Here is a 15,383-nt window from a genome sequence, read left to right on the forward strand (position 1 = left end):
TATATAAATGTCACTTCTATTTCCAAAAAAAGATAAGCCACATTAGGCATTATAAATATTGTTTAATTTCAGCTAAATTTTGAATCGTATTCATCTGCTGATGGCTATCAATATCATGAAAACCTTGCAGCCATAAAGCCTTCATACCCGCTTGAGTTGCGCCTTGTATATCATTGACTGGATGATCTCCAATAAAAAGACAATGTTGCGGCTCAACCTCCAATTGACGGCTAGTATGTAGAAAAATTTCAGCATTCGGTTTACTGATACCGACCAGTTCAGAACTGACAATTTCATCAAAATAATGGTTAAAACCCAAGCCTTGTAAAATGGTTAAACGGGTGGCATGTCCACCATTGGAAACCACTGCCAGTTTATAATCCTGCTGTTTTAAATCTGCTAATAGGCTATTCGCACCTGACATGGCAACCGCAGATAATCCAAATTGCTGAAACCAGAATTGTGATAATTCATCTAAGTCCGGCAGACTGTTCCATTTCAGTTCTTGCTGTAGCGCATAAGCCACGGAAGCGGCAATACTCGGATGGGTGAGCAACTCTTTTTTAGGGTAACCGCCATTATCAATACGGCGAATAATCGACTGAATCTGGCAGATTTCAGCATGCTGTAATTGCTGCTGATAGGTACTGGCCAGATGTTGACTATACGCCAAAATACTTTGATCACGATGGGTTAAGGTATTATCCAGGTCAAATAAAACAGCACGAATCGTCATTTTCATACCTCACAAATCTTGTGGACTAATCTAGCACTGAAGACATTCATGATTATGCTGTTTCCTGAATATGCTTATCAGGATTGGGCACAAAGTTATTGGCATATCTACAAATCATATCCGCACAATCTTCTAAGGGTTTAGACACCCATTCAGCGATTACTTAAGTCTAGATTAAGTTTTTATTGTTGTAATAGCGCAAATAAAATCAATCGATCTTTTTTATGCACGACAAGCAACGCTTCATCCTCTATCAAGGCTGCTTCTTGGTGATTAGTTTTTGCATGCTTTGGGTCTTCTTTCCTATCGGTGGATCACTGGATCTTGCACTGATTCATCCGTGGGTAAATGAATCGGGGAAATTCTTGCTCCGTGATAACTGGTATTTAGCCAAACTGAATCACCGCTATGTGAAAGATCTGATCATTTTAGTGTATGCCAGTTTTTTTATTATATGGCTGGCTTCGTTCAAAGTTAAAAAATTAAGACCCGTGCGCTGGTGCTATGGTTATTTCTTTTGCATGGTGATTCTCTCGACCTCGATCATTGGGCTGTTAAAATCTCAATCTGCCCATGCCTGTCCTTGGAATAGCACGATTCCGACATCTCAGGGTTTCTTCTGGGATTTTTCTGCTACTAAAGGACATTGTTTCCCAGGTGGTCATGCCTCAACTGGCTTTGCGCTCATGGCAGGCTATGCTGTCTTTCGCCAATCCAATAGAAAGCGTGCCTACTTTTTTCTGGTCTCGGGCTGTATTTTAGGGTTTGCCATGGGTTGGGCACAGATGATGCGTGGAGCGCATTTTCTCAGTCATAACCTGTGGACGGCATGGATTATCTGGTTGGTGAATGTGATTTTTTATCTATTTAATTATAAGCGTTTTACCATTACCCCATCCTCTCCAGAGTGATGGATTTTTAAATCTGCTTGACTAGTGGCAATTGCACATTCACCTGTAAACCTCCCAGACTTTCACTCCTTGAAAAAGAGATACTGCCGCCTAATCGTTCCGTGGCTTTATCGACAATAGAAAGTCCCAAACCGCTACCCATTTCTAAATGATGATGAATCCGATAAAAGCGCTTAAGAATCTGCTCATGTAACTCGGGTGCAATCCCCGGCCCACTATCTTCAACTTGAACCATAGCAAAACCATTTTGTTCAAATACAGAAACATTAATCACGCCTTGATTGGGTGTGTATTTAATCGCATTATCAATCAGATTAAAAATAATGGAATGAACGGCTGATTCTTGGCTATTCAACAGCACATCTTCTTGGCGCTCCATGCCCAAATCAATTTCTTTTTGCATGGCTAAATGAATCAACTGTTCAACGCAATTAGCCGCCACCTGATTGAGTAAAAACTGCTGTTTGGCTTCCACATTCAAAATTGAAGCATCTTGTTTAGCCAGATTGAGTAACTGGCTGACCAGATGTTGAATCCGGATTAATCCCTTACTCAAATTCTGTAAATCGTGATCTTCTGGAAATTGTTTTAACAGAATTTTCATTTGTAAATTTAATGCAGTGATGGGCGTGCGTAATTCATGTGCGGCATCGGCAATAAATTGTCGCTGTTCCTGTTGCGAATGTGAAATACGCTCAAACAAATGATTCATTTCAGTAATGGTCGGAACAATTTCAACAGGATAATCACTGAGTTGGATGGCGCTTAATTCGTTTGAATCTCGTTGTGCCAATTCAGCTTTAAAATCATCGAGTGGCTGTAAACTTCGGCTAATAATCCAGCTTAAACCCCAAATCACAACAGGCATAAATAGCAGGTAAGGAATAAACATACTGCTAGCAAGCTCTAATGCCAAACGCTGCCGTGTCGATTGCTGCTGGCTGACCTGAACCTGATAATGCTCTAAAGGTAAAACATAAGTATGCCAAATGTCTTGTGCGGTTTTGTGGGTGTAAAATCCTGCTTTATGAACAGGATGGATCAACAGATCTAAATCATGCGTTTTATGATCTTGATTGGCATAAGCCCAGACATCAACAAATAAATCTTCTTCATGATAATGCTTGGATGGATCAAACTGGCTTTGAACCGGTTCTGGATCATGTGCAGCGACGCGTTCTGCCAAATTTTGCATCTGCGCATCTAAAACTTCATTGATTTCTTCCAATGCAATTCGATAAGCAGAAAAAATCAGCAAGCACCCCAATGCAATACTAAAAACAGAGATATAAATAATCAGGCGTTTTTTTAATGAATACTGTGACTGCACCAGTTGCTGACCTTATAGTTGTCCGAGTCGATAGCCTAACCCGCGAATGGTGCGAATAAAATCTTTACCCAGTTTGGCACGTAAATGATGGACATAGACCTCAATGGTATTACTGCTCACTTCGCTATCCAGATCATACAATTTATCTTCTAAATTGGCTTTAGAAAAAATCTTGTTGGGATGACTGACTAAAGGAATCAAAATCGCCCATTCACGATTGGAAAGGTCGATATATTGCCCCTTAAACTTGGCAATATGCTGCTCCACATCCAGAACTAAATCACCATAACGAATGATTTGCGGACTGTCTTGAAATGCTGATTCTGCACCACTACGGCGTAACAAAGCATGAATACGCGCCAACAATTCATCAAACTCATAGGGCTTAATCAAATAGTCATCGGCCCCATTGTTCAAGCCATCCACACGGTTTTGTAATTGATCACGTGCGGAAATAATCAGAACAGGTAAAGCTGACCACTGCTGACGAATTTGTTTCAATACCTGCATACCATCCATCATCGGTAAACCAAGATCAAGCAAGACAATATCAAATTTTTCTTGGGTCAGTTTTTTTAAACCATCAATCCCATTGTTGACCCACTCCACATCAAATTGCTGATATTTCAACAAAGTCATGCTGGATTCAGCAATCATAAAATCATCTTCAATCATTAATATTTTAGTCATGCTTTAAACTCACGCTTTCTTTTTTGATTCACACTGCTGCAACATATTTTTTTGTTCATCAATGACTTGGGTTTTAACATCTAGCAAACTTAGCAGACTGGGGAACAAGTTATCTTGGCTTAATTCTTTGCTTTTTTGCTTAGCTAAGCAAGTGATTTGTGCAGAATTGTGTTGAGCCCATTCCGGTGAAAACCACATCAACATTGGAATATGGGTTTGTTGCGTTGGTGCGATCGCATACGGTGAACCATGTAAATATAAACCATGTTCCCCTGTCGATTCACCATGATCGGATAAATACCAGAATCCGGTTTGATAGCTGGTATTGCCTTTTAGTACCTGAATGAGCGAGCTTAGAACATGGTCGGTATACACAATCGAATTATCATAACTATTCAATAATTCTGTGCTGCTACAGCCTTGAATCGCATTGCTATCACAGCTGGGTTTAAATGGTTGGAATTTATCTGTTGAACGCTGGTAATAAGCCGGTCCATGACTGCCCATTTGATGGATCACAATTAAACGCGGGGTTTTGTCAGTTTCAGGAATAGCCGCAAGATAGGCTTTTAAACTATCCACCAAAATTTCATCGTAACAATCACCATCTTTAGCACACCATTTATCTTTTAACTGTTGTGGAATTTGATACTGCTCCACCCGATTACAGGTGCCTTTACAGCCAGAATTATTGTCCATCCACGTCACTTTATAGCCTGCTCTCTGTGCAATATCGAGCATTCCCTCACGGTGACTGGCAAGCTGTTCATCATAATCTGAACGTGACATTCCAGAGAACATACACGGTACTGAAATTGCTGTTGCCGTACCACATGAACTCACCTGATTAAAATTAATAATATCCAGTTTAGAAAGTTCAGGATTGGTATTTTTGGCATAGCCATTTAAAGAAAAACTTTCTGCACGTGCAGTTTCACCTACCACCAAGACCATCAATTTTGGTTTATTCTGCTTAGTCGCTGGCTGAAGCAAATGGGCATCATCACCATAAGTGACTAAAGGCAAATTCTGCACAGGTTTAGATTTACGATAATAAGAGAGTGTCGATGAGATGGTATTTTGTGGAGAAATCATGCCTTTTAAATCACGATGTTCACGAAAGATCGCGGCATAATCCACATAAAAGAGAAATAACAATCCACCCACCAAGACCAATGAGCCTACACCATTAAGCAGTTTTTTAATGACTTTGCTAGAGAAAGCTTCAGGTTTTACTCGAACTAAACTGACACAGATCATTGGAAATGCAACAAATACCAGTGTCCATAAAACAAAGCGTAAAGACAATAAATCCTGTACTTCACGCGCATCGGTTTGCATCATATTCTGAACTTGTTCAGGTGAAATCACCACCCCCAGACTATTGACAAAATATGCAGTAAAACCGCCAATAAAAAGCAATACATAGGCAAAGATTTTTGCATTCCATTTCCATTGGATCAGTTGAAAAATGAAGTTATAAGCTGCAACAATCACCAATACAGTCGCGATTAAAAACAAGTAGACTTTAGGACCTTGATACGGGGTCAAGCTTTGTATTTTTTGAAAAAAAGCAAAGTTCAGAACCACACCCAACCAAATGGCGAGCAATAAATTAAACTGGCTTAAAGAAATTGGCTTTATCTTATTGCGTATTGGACTGATTATATTTGACATGATTACTGACTAATCTTTTTACTGATATCTTAATCTAAAATACAAAACTTAAAACTCACTTAATAAAAAATAATAAAAAAGGCGATGTTTCCATCGCCTTTTTAAATCTAAATAAAAATTAGAATCTGTATTCCAGACCTGTACCTAATACAGGTTGTTTATCTTCTTTAGAACCTTGTTCAAGCGTTAAATAACCTGCATAACCGTATGCCTTAACTTGCTTGTTAAATGCATAATCAAGACCTGCAAGAATTTGTTTCGCTTCAAAGTCATTGGTATCCACTGCATTCGATTTAAATGCTGTGGTATTTTGACTATATTGAGCTTTTACAGTCCAAGCCTTTGCTGTTGGAATATTATATTCAGCACCCAACAACCACCCTTGTGCATCATCAATCGTATTTGCTAAAGCTACTGTAGCAGGGTTAGCACTTGGACGACCGACATCTGAAGTTTGATAAAGTGCTCTTAATGACAATCCATTTTCTAAATTTAAACGGCCAATTGCACGGATCGTATCAGCTTCAATGGTCTGATTTAGAGCTACAGTATTTTCTATAGAGGTTGCATTTAAGAAACCTTTACCATTGAAACGACTCGGGATGGCTTTGTCATAACCTAAACCGACGACAAAAAGATTATCTGTATACGTTACAGAAGTAGACCATGAATCCCCTAAACCACGACCCGCGACCTTGGTGCCACCTTTAGTCGCTTTAATCGTATCGCCTTCACCTGTTGCCAATAACGCTTTTGCTTCTAATTTACCGGTACCAATTTTGAATGCAGGTGTCTCATATACAAGAACATTATCAATCCGGTTTTCACCTGCCAAGATACCATGCACATCTGCTGTATTTTCAATGTAGTTATTGAAGGTATCTACAGTTGAAGATAATTGTTTCACTGGCGTATCAATTTTACCGGCTTTTAAAGCCCCTAATTTTTCGTCCTTCAGACCAACCAATAAATTACGTGGAACAAAGACATCCGTACCGTTTTCACCATCATCGACATAAAAAGTAAATTCCGCTTGATACAAAGCACTTAAGCGATCTGTAAGTTTTTCATCACCTTTTAAACCAATAAACGAGTTGTTTGAACTGAGTTCCACCACATCACGGTCTGCTGTATTGGCATTGTTTTCTGGCAAGTAATTTATAGTTGCATCCACTTCCCCATAGAAAGTTGGCGCAGCAAAAGTAGAGCCTACAAGTAGAGTTAAAGCAATTGCTGCTGCAATTTTGGTTTTCATTTTTAAATACCCCTAAGTTATTTTGTAACAGATGTTACTGTTTAGAAATATTTAAAAAAATGATTTAGATTTTATTAGGTTATCTTTTTTATTCCTTAGATTTTAAATAGATATTTAATTGAATTAAAAAGCTTTTATCGCATTATTGCAGCGTGGTTTTCCATCTAAGAACAGGCAACAAACAAAGCATTGCAATCAAGGTGATGAAGGCTAAATAATTTGCATAACCTAAAAGATCACCCAATATTCCACTTAGGCTATATAGTCCCCCACTGACCGTCGCCATCAGTGCCACCTGAAAAGTAAAATCTGTTGCTGCGAAATGTTTGCGGCTGTATTGCATCACCAAAGTTAGCATCACCACCAATAACATGGCTGAAATCATATCTTCAGCTGCATTAATCAAATAAATCACCCATGGCTTAACTAGCTGTTGTGACTCATATTGAAATGCTAACCATGTGTATGCAGCCAAACTGAAAATTTTTAATACAGAAAAACTCAATAGCGCGTTTGCACGAGAAATATACTTCAGACTCAGTCCAGCAAATCCTGCTCCGATTAAAGCCGCTAATGCCCCAAGCATGGTCACATAAATGCCAATTTGGGAAAGTGTCAGTCCCATATCCACCATTAAAGGTTTAAGTAAAGGACCGGCTAAACCGTCGGCAATTTTAAAAGTAATCAGTACCCCTAACCATAAAGCCAGACTGCGGCTTTGATGAAAATAAGCCAGATAACTTTTTACTTTGCTCCAGCTAAATGATTCTTTATCAGCACCTAGCTGAATATGCTGGAATCGCGTAGGTTCTTTAAAAAACAAAATTGGTAATGTATTTAGAAGAACCAGCCCTGCCAAAACTAAAAAAGTGATTTGCCAATCCAGCCAGTCCAGTGCCCATAAAATCGCGCCACCACCGACAATAAAACCCAGTCGTGAACCAATTACCTGAAAAGTATTGCCCCAATGCTGTTGTTCATTTTTCAGAATATTGACTGCCAAGCCATCGGTTGCAATATCTTGGGTCGCACCGACCAAATTCATGCTCAGTAAAGCCACAAAAAAAGCCAGTAAATATTCGGGCTGATTTAAAACCTGGATCGGTAGGAATGATAAACCAATGAGTACAACCACACTCAATAACTGAGTCGGAACAATCCAACTCCGGTAATGTCCAAAAGCTGAATAGCCAAAACGATCGACCCACGGCGCCCAAAAAATCTTAATCGACCAAGGCAACATCAATAACCCAAAGCCACCAATCTGTGCCAGTGACACCCCTTGGGCACGTAAAATCACCGGCAAAGCATGCGTCATAAAACCAACAGGTAAACCTTGCGCCCAATATAAAGAGAACAACAAGAGATAGATGTTACGTGTACTTGGCATAGTCTGCCCTTATGATCAAAACCGGATTGATTATTTTTATCAAGCAAGCTGAATTGGAGTTTACATTTTGCCAATGAATCTTATTTAACAAAAGCTTAACATAATTAAAATGCAATAAACTTTTGTCAGGGAGGCCGATAAAACCATGTCAGCACATTTCCCAACATTGCCCGATCAAGTACCTGCTCGCGGTAGCAGCTTAAGCCGAAATATTTTCAAAAAATTATTTCTTGCCCAAGGCTGGAGTTTTGAAGGTGAATTTCCAAACCTGCCTAAAGCCGTGGCAATTATTTCCCCACACACATCGAACATAGATGCCTGGCATGGTTTTACGGCGCTGCTCGGACTGGGCATTAAAATTACCATTTTTGGCAAACACACGTTATTTAAAACCCCGCTGAAACCCTTACTTGAATGGATTGGCGTGATTCCAGTTAATCGCAGTATTCAACAAGGCACAACTCAGCAAATTATCGACTTTATTAATACTCAAAACCAGATTTGGGTGGGTATGGCGCCTGAAGGAACGCGCAAACAGGCGGAATCGCTTAGAAGTGGTTTTTATCGTATTGCCGTGGGTGCCCATATCCCGATTGTGATGTTTTCTTTTGATTACGACCATAAAACCATTTATTGCTTAGGCGTGTTTCAACCGACTGGAAATTATGAACAAGATTTAGAACAGATATTGAATCGGTACGTGGGGAAATTTTCTCCGAAAAATCCAGACTGGTTGGCCAAACCGTTACAAAATCGTATAAAAAATAGCTAGCCAAAATTACAACAATCTGCTGTCATGTGCGCAACTTTTGTCTATTTAGCGTCCAATTTTAATTATGAAGTTTGTGCAATATTCTTTAATGGGTCTCCTTGCGCTTAGCCTGATCGGCTGTGATAAAGTCACTAAAACTCCTCCGCAAACAACAATCATAAAAGCACGTGAACCCGTAGTTGCCATTGCTCTGGGAGGTGGCGGAGCCAAAGGTTTTGCCCATATTGGGGTATTGAAAGTTTTAGAATCACATGGCATTAAACTGAAAATTGTCACCGGCACCAGTGCCGGTAGTTTTGTTGGCAGCATTTATGCCAGTGGCAAAACGCCATACCAACTGCAGCAAATTGCACTTACCCTCAAAGAATCTGACATTCGTGATTTGACCTTAAACAGTCAAGGCGTTGTGCAAGGCCAAAAATTGCAAAACTATGTCAACAAGCACATTGCCAATAAACCGATTGAGCAATTCCCGATTCGTTTTGCCGCAGTGGCGACACGTCTGGACACTGGCCGTAAAGCCGAATTTATTAAAGGCAATGCAGGTCAGGCAGTTCGTGCCTCATGCAGTATTCCAAATGTATTCGTACCTGCAACGATTGGTGGAAAACAATATGTCGATGGCGGTTTAGTCAGCCCGATTCCGGTAAAAACAGCGAAAGATATGGGTGCTGATATTGTCATTGCGGTAGATATTTCTGCACGTCCCGTCGGTGGCAAACCTCTAAACATGTGGGGTTTGCTCGATCAAACCATTAATATTATGGGACAGCAAAGTATTAATGAAGAACTCAGTCAAGCCACTGTGGTGATCCAGCCTAAAGTGGGACACTTGGGCACATTGGATTTGAAAGCCAGCAATCAATCCATTTTAGAGGGTGAAAAAGCCACCCAACTAAAAATCGTTGCGATTGAAAAAGCCATTACCGATTTTAAAAAGTCCCCAGCCGCGTTCAAAGCTGCCCCCAAAGCCAAAATTTAAAAAAGATGCTTTTTTAATATTCAAAGACTTACTCATCTGCTAAATTGATATAGACGCTTGGTTATCTATATCAATTTTAACAATACACGAGTAGATGTATGGAATTTGCTTTCGAACCTTGGCACTGGTTTGTATTGGGTATTTTGCTCATTCTTTCTGAATTGGTAATCCCCGCTTTTGCTGCACTATGGTTTGGTCTGGCAGCCATCATGGTGGGTGTTTTACTTTGGATGTTCCCGATGATGGGCTTCATCACTCAAATCGTCACCTGGATTATCTTGTCCGTCCTGTGCACTTTACTGTGGTTTAAATTTATTAAACCGCTTTCAATCGATAAAACCAAAGCCGGTTTATCTCGTGAGGCGACTATTGGTCAGGTCGGTATGGTCATTCAAACCCATATGGAACATGACCTCATTACAGTCCGTTTCCCCATGCCGGTTTTGGGCTCTGACGAATGGAACTGCCGTACCTTAACACCAGTTCAGGTGGGCGATCGGGTTCGCGTGGTCGATATTCTCGGCAATGATCTCGTGGTCAAGCCACACCATTCACATAATGAAAATATATAAAGCGAGGAAATAACATGTCTGGTGGATCTATTATTGTTTTAGCTCTTCTGGTTTTTGCAGGTGTCACCATTTTTAAAGGTGTACGCATTGTTCCCCAAGGGTATAAATGGATTGTACAACGTTTGGGTAAATACCATACCACCCTGACACCGGGTCTGAATTTTGTAATTCCTTATGTGGATGAAGTCGCTTATAAAGTCACCACCAAAGACATCGTGATGGATATTCCTTCTCAAGAAGTGATTACCCGTGATAACGCCGTTTTACTGATGAATGCCATGGCTTATATCAATATCACTACACCAGAAAAAGCAGTCTACGGCATTGAAAACTATACCTGGGCGATTCAAAACCTGGTACAGACTTCACTGCGTTCAATTGTCGGTGAAATGGATTTGGATGATGCTTTGTCATCACGTGACCACATTAAGGCAAAACTGAAAGCGGCTATTTCTGATGATATTTCCGATTGGGGTATTACGCTAAAAACCGTTGAAATTCAAGATATTCAACCATCCAGCACCATGCAATCGGCGATGGAAGCACAAGCAGCAGCTGAACGTCAGCGCCGTGCTACCGTGACCAAAGCAGATGGAGAAAAACAGGCAGCCATTTTAGAAGCAGATGGTCGTTTAGAAGCTTCACGTCGTGATGCTGAAGCACAAGTGGTCTTGGCTGAATCATCACAACGTGCCATTGAGATGATTACTTCTGCGGTCGGTGATAAAGAAGTCCCTGTTGCTTACTTGCTGGGTGAACAGTATGTCAAAGCCATGCAAGAGATGGCGAAATCTAATAATGCCAAAACTGTCGTATTGCCTGCAGATATCATGAACACCATTCGTGGCGTGATGGGTCGTAATCCATAAAGCTCTGCATTTTTTCTATAAAATAGACAGCATTGGCTGTCTATTTTTATTTCGGTTGCGAAAAACTCTGCAATCATTGTGAAATTATGATTAAATTTCGCGTTATTTTTTGAAATTATTTGTGCTTCTTTTTATAAGCCTTTGTTTCGATCTACTGTCCACCTTGTAAATGGATACCGTATGAGCTCCCTGAATCCGACCTTAATTACCTTTCTTTTTTATATTGTCGCCATGATTGTGATTGGCCTCATGGCTTATCGCGCGACAGCCAACTTCTCTGATTACATTTTGGGGGGTCGTCGTTTAGGTAGTTTCGTAACAGCGCTCTCTGCTGGTGCTTCAGATATGAGTGGCTGGTTGCTCATGGGACTTCCTGGCGCAATTTATCTTTCAGGTTTATCTGAAATGTGGATTGCAATTGGCTTGATCATTGGCGCATGGCTAAACTGGCGACTTGTTGCCGGACGTCTTCGTGTTCACACCGAAGTTCAGCACAATGCCTTGACCTTGCCAGACTATTTCTCCAATCGTTTTAATGATCAAAAGAAAATTCTGCGTATTACTTCTGCTTTCATTATTTTAATTTTCTTTGCCATTTACTGTGCTTCAGGCATGGTTGCAGGCGCACGTTTATTTGAAAGCATGTTTGACATGTCCTATAGCACGGCGCTTTGGGTCAGTGCGATTGCCACCATCAGTTATGTGTTTATTGGTGGCTTCTTGGCGGTCAGCTGGACCGATACCATTCAAGCCGGTCTTATGATTTTTGCCTTGTTGCTAACTCCTGTGGTTGCTGTCTTAAGCTTTGCCGATATGAATCAAGTGACTTTGGCACTTGAAGCTGCTCGCCCACAAGCAACCGACGTGATTGGCAATTTAAGCTTTGTTGCCATTCTTTCATTATTGGCGTGGGGCTTGGGCTACTTTGGTCAACCGCATATTCTTGTGCGTTTTATGGCTGCAGATTCAGTCACCTCCATTCCAAATGCACGTCGTATTGGCATGACCTGGATGATTCTTTGCTTAGGCGGTGCAGTGGCTGCCGGTTTCTTTGGTATTGCCTACTTCCAGCAACACCCTGAACTTGCCGGTGCAGTGACCGCCAATCCAGAAACCGTCTTTATGGAACTGACCAAAATCCTGTTTAATCCATGGATTGCAGGGATTGTTTTGGCTGCCATTTTAGCCGCAGTGATGAGTACCTTAAGCTGCCAGTTACTGGTTTGCTCAAGTACTTTAACTGAAGACTTTTACAAATCATTCTTACGCAAAAATGCAACGCAAACAGAATTGGTCTGGATTGGTCGCTTAATGGTGCTACTGATTGCCCTGCTTGCAATCTGGATGGCTGGAAATCCTGAATCTAAAGTCTTAGGTTTGGTGGCTTATGCTTGGGCTGGCTTCGGTGCTGCCTTCGGTCCACTGATTATTCTGTCATTGTTCTGGCGTCGTATGACACTCAATGGCGCACTTGCCGGCATGTTGATCGGTGCGGTTGTGGTCATCCTCTGGAAAAATATGTTTAGCGATACCGGGCTTTATGAAATTATTCCAGGTTTCATTTGCTCACTGATTGCCATTATCGTGGTGAGCTTAATGGGTAAAGCACCAACCGAAGAAATAACCACACGTTTCGATGAAGGTGATCGTTTATATCAAGACTCTAAATAATTTTTAGCACATAAAAAAGAGGACGCCATGTCCTCTTTTTTAATTCAATTTTTCTAAATTACACTTTCTAAAGCCCAGTATTTAGCTTTTGCGCGACAATAAAAATTGTGAAATCTGATTGAGTTCAGCTGCATTGTCACCAAAAATGGCTAAAGCACTAAAGGCCTGATCGTGCAAATCTTTTGCATAAGCTTGCGCATTGTCTAAGCCCATTAATGCAGGATAAGTGGATTTGTCCACTTGCTGGTCTTTACCTGCAGTTTTCCCCAACACTTCTGTATCAGAAATAATATCCAGAATGTCATCTTGAACTTGAAAAGCCAGTCCAATCGCTTGCGCATATTCACGTAATTTAGGAATCGCTTGATCGGTGCCTTCAAACACACATACCGCAGCCATCATCACCGCAGCAGAAATGAGTGCACCGGTTTTATTACGGTGAATATTTTCCAAAGCTTCTTGATTGACATGCTTGCCTTCAGCCTGTAAATCCAGTACCTGACCACAGACCATTTTTGAACTGGCAGTCGCCAAAATTTGCATCTGTTTTAACACAATAGACGAATCAACCGCAGGCCCTTGATCAAACAAACGGCTGCCTAATATTTCAAAGGCCATCGACTGTAAAATATCACCGGCAAGTAATGCTGTATCTTCACCAAAAGCCACATGACAGGTCGGCTGACCGCGACGCAACAAATCATTATCCATACATGGCAAATCATCGTGTGCCAGCGAATAACAATGAATCATTTCAATCGCCACTGCCGCACGACGTACCGCAGCAAAATTTGCATTGGGCTTGATGGCAGCAGTCGCATAACACAGTGCTGGACGTACACGTTTACCACCCAGCATCACAGCATGATACACAGCGCCTTTCAGCGGTTCTGGAATAGAAAATGCATCTAATGCCGTCAATAAATCTTGTTGAATACGTTGCTGTGCTTGGGTTAATACATTTGCATGTACGTCAGTTAAAGATGACACATTCGCCTCGAATACTTTGCCTTGGTTCGTAGATCTAAAAATCAGAAATCAATGATTGATCTAATATACAACGCTCTTGTCATCATCGACAGAGAACTTGCGACTCATGATACTGCTTTCTCGCAAGATTCTCTATCTTGTTTACTACTTCAAGCTATCTTCAGGAATTCGAACCCAGCCTTCCATCAACACTCGTGCACTACGGCTCATCACCGCCTTTTTCACCTGCCATTGTCCATTTTCCTGAACCGCTTGCGCACCGACACGTAAAGTCCCAGAAGGATGCCCAAAACGTACCGCTTCACGCGATCCCCCACCTGCCGCTAAATTCACCAATGTTCCCGGAATCGCAGCAGCAGTGCCAATGGCAACTGCAGCCGTTCCCATCATGGCATGGTGCAGTTTGCCCATCGACAAGGCACGAACCAGCAAATCGACATCAGTGGTTTGAATGTCTTTACCGCTTGAAGATGTATAGGCTTTAGGTTTAGACACAAAGGCAATTTTAGGCGTGTGTTGACGCTTTTCAGCTTCGGAAATATCCTGGATTAATCCCATCTGTTTTGCACCATAGGCACGAATGGTTTCAAAACGAGCCAGTGCTTGCGCATCGCCATTAATGGCGTCTTGTAATTCAGTTCCTGCATAACCAATCTCTTCTGCATTCAAGAAGATGGTCGGAATACCGGCATTAATAAAAGTAGCCTGGAAAGTACCAATATTGGGAACTTCAAAAGTATCCACTACATTTCCAGTCGGGAACATGGCACCACCATCTTCGCCATCATCTGCAGGATCTAGAAATTCAATCTGAACTTCTGCTGCGGGGAACGTCACGCCATCCAGTTCAAAATCACCAGTTTCCTGCACTTGCCCATGGGTGATGGGCACATGCGCAATAATGGTTTTTTGAATATTCACTTGCCAGATTCGCACCGTACAGATGCCATTTTCAGGAATCCGCTCTGCACTGACCAAGCCGTTGGAAATGGCAAATGAACCTACGGCAGCCGTTAAGTTGCCACAGTTACCACTCCAGTCAACAAAAGGCTGATCAATCGCAACCTGTCCAAATAAATAATCCACATCATGATCTGGTTGTGAACTTTTGGCCAAGATCACGGTTTTACTGGTACTTGAACTTGCTCCACCCATGCCATCAATTTGCTTGCCGTATGGATCCGGACTGCCAATCACACGTAACAACAATTGATCGCGAATTGTTCCAGGCTGCTGTGCGGCTTGTGGTAAGTCATCGAGTTTAAAGAACACACCTTTACTTGTACCACCACGCATATAAGTTGCTGGAATTTTGATTTGTGGAGCAAAACTCATTTCATTGATCCTTGATATTTATCATTGTTTTAAACAACATCTGGGCAATGTTGATCACTTTTATCATAATGCTTTTTTCAGCAAAAACCTTCGCTACAGGACTTAAGTATAAAAAAGAAACGCTTAATAGCATTGATAAAAACCCTTTATAACTTACAAGTCATTGCATTAATAAAATTAATCTATTGATTCATTTATTAATT

Annotated in this window: 14 protein-coding genes; 6 read left to right on the forward strand and 8 right to left on the reverse strand. The window is 41.1% G+C overall.

What is annotated here, in order from left to right:
• Window positions 1–49 precede the first annotated feature (49 nt).
• Window positions 50–736 carry an HAD family hydrolase gene (locus tag B9T23_RS01195; RefSeq protein ID WP_086192848.1) on the reverse strand — a complete coding sequence of 229 codons (687 nt, stop codon included), beginning with the start codon at window positions 734–736 and terminating at the stop codon, window positions 50–52.
• Window positions 737–960: 224 nt separating this feature from the next.
• On the opposite strand from B9T23_RS01195, the gene B9T23_RS01200 reads away from it, so the two are divergent.
• Window positions 961–1,647, forward strand: coding sequence for a phosphatase PAP2 family protein (locus B9T23_RS01200; protein WP_086192598.1), 687 nt, complete (start codon window positions 961–963; stop codon window positions 1,645–1,647).
• A 7-nt stretch (window positions 1,648–1,654) separates the two neighbouring features.
• Here the strand turns inward: B9T23_RS01200 and B9T23_RS01205 are convergent, their stop codons facing one another.
• The 5 genes from B9T23_RS01205 to B9T23_RS01225 form a co-directional block, all read right to left on the reverse strand.
• Entirely contained in the window at window positions 1,655–2,977 is a 1,323-nt protein-coding gene (locus B9T23_RS01205; protein ID WP_086192600.1) for an ATP-binding protein, read from the reverse strand.
• A 12-nt stretch (window positions 2,978–2,989) separates the two neighbouring features.
• Window positions 2,990–3,667: a response regulator transcription factor gene (locus tag B9T23_RS01210; RefSeq protein WP_086192602.1), complete on the reverse strand. Its 678-nt coding sequence runs from the start codon at window positions 3,665–3,667 to the stop codon at window positions 2,990–2,992.
• 9 nt (window positions 3,668–3,676) lie between these two features.
• Entirely contained in the window at window positions 3,677–5,344 is a 1,668-nt protein-coding gene (locus B9T23_RS01215; protein WP_086192604.1) for a phosphoethanolamine transferase, read from the reverse strand.
• A gap of 118 nt (window positions 5,345–5,462) precedes the next feature.
• Window positions 5,463–6,599, reverse strand: a complete 1,137-nt coding sequence (locus B9T23_RS01220) for a porin (RefSeq protein ID WP_086192606.1) — start codon at window positions 6,597–6,599, stop codon at window positions 5,463–5,465.
• Window positions 6,600–6,741: 142 nt separating this feature from the next.
• The gene (locus tag B9T23_RS01225; RefSeq protein ID WP_086192609.1) at window positions 6,742–7,989 is read right to left on the reverse strand and encodes an MFS transporter; all 1,248 of its coding nucleotides are present in this window, start codon (window positions 7,987–7,989) and stop codon (window positions 6,742–6,744) included.
• A 145-nt stretch (window positions 7,990–8,134) separates the two neighbouring features.
• On the opposite strand from B9T23_RS01225, the gene B9T23_RS01230 reads away from it, so the two are divergent.
• The 5 genes from B9T23_RS01230 (at window position 8,135) to putP (ending at window position 12,855) form a co-directional block, all read left to right on the forward strand.
• Window positions 8,135–8,761 carry a 1-acyl-sn-glycerol-3-phosphate acyltransferase gene (locus B9T23_RS01230; protein WP_086192612.1) on the forward strand — a complete coding sequence of 209 codons (627 nt, stop codon included), beginning with the start codon at window positions 8,135–8,137 and terminating at the stop codon, window positions 8,759–8,761.
• Between the two features lie 64 nt (window positions 8,762–8,825).
• The gene (locus B9T23_RS01235; RefSeq protein WP_086192614.1) at window positions 8,826–9,743 is read left to right on the forward strand and encodes a patatin-like phospholipase family protein; all 918 of its coding nucleotides are present in this window, start codon (window positions 8,826–8,828) and stop codon (window positions 9,741–9,743) included.
• A 98-nt stretch (window positions 9,744–9,841) separates the two neighbouring features.
• Window positions 9,842–10,315: an NfeD family protein gene (locus B9T23_RS01240; protein WP_086192615.1), complete on the forward strand. Its 474-nt coding sequence runs from the start codon at window positions 9,842–9,844 to the stop codon at window positions 10,313–10,315.
• Between the two features lie 14 nt (window positions 10,316–10,329).
• Entirely contained in the window at window positions 10,330–11,184 is an 855-nt protein-coding gene (locus B9T23_RS01245; RefSeq protein ID WP_086192616.1) for an SPFH domain-containing protein, read from the forward strand.
• A 180-nt stretch (window positions 11,185–11,364) separates the two neighbouring features.
• Window positions 11,365–12,855, forward strand: coding sequence for a sodium/proline symporter PutP (gene putP / locus B9T23_RS01250; RefSeq protein ID WP_086192617.1), 1,491 nt, complete (start codon window positions 11,365–11,367; stop codon window positions 12,853–12,855).
• Between the two features lie 81 nt (window positions 12,856–12,936).
• Here putP and B9T23_RS01255 read toward each other — a convergent pair whose 3' ends face one another.
• Complete coding sequence (locus B9T23_RS01255) at window positions 12,937–13,845, reverse strand: polyprenyl synthetase family protein (RefSeq protein ID WP_086192618.1); 909 nt, start codon at window positions 13,843–13,845, stop codon at window positions 12,937–12,939.
• 144 nt (window positions 13,846–13,989) lie between these two features.
• On the reverse strand, window positions 13,990–15,180 hold the full coding sequence (gene prpF, locus B9T23_RS01260; RefSeq protein ID WP_086192619.1) for a 2-methylaconitate cis-trans isomerase PrpF: 1,191 nt from the start codon (window positions 15,178–15,180) through the stop codon (window positions 13,990–13,992).
• Window positions 15,181–15,383: the final 203 nt, after the last annotated feature.

Source organism: Acinetobacter terrae (assembly GCF_002135195.1).
GTDB classification, from domain to species: Bacteria; Pseudomonadota; Gammaproteobacteria; order Pseudomonadales; family Moraxellaceae; genus Acinetobacter; species Acinetobacter terrae.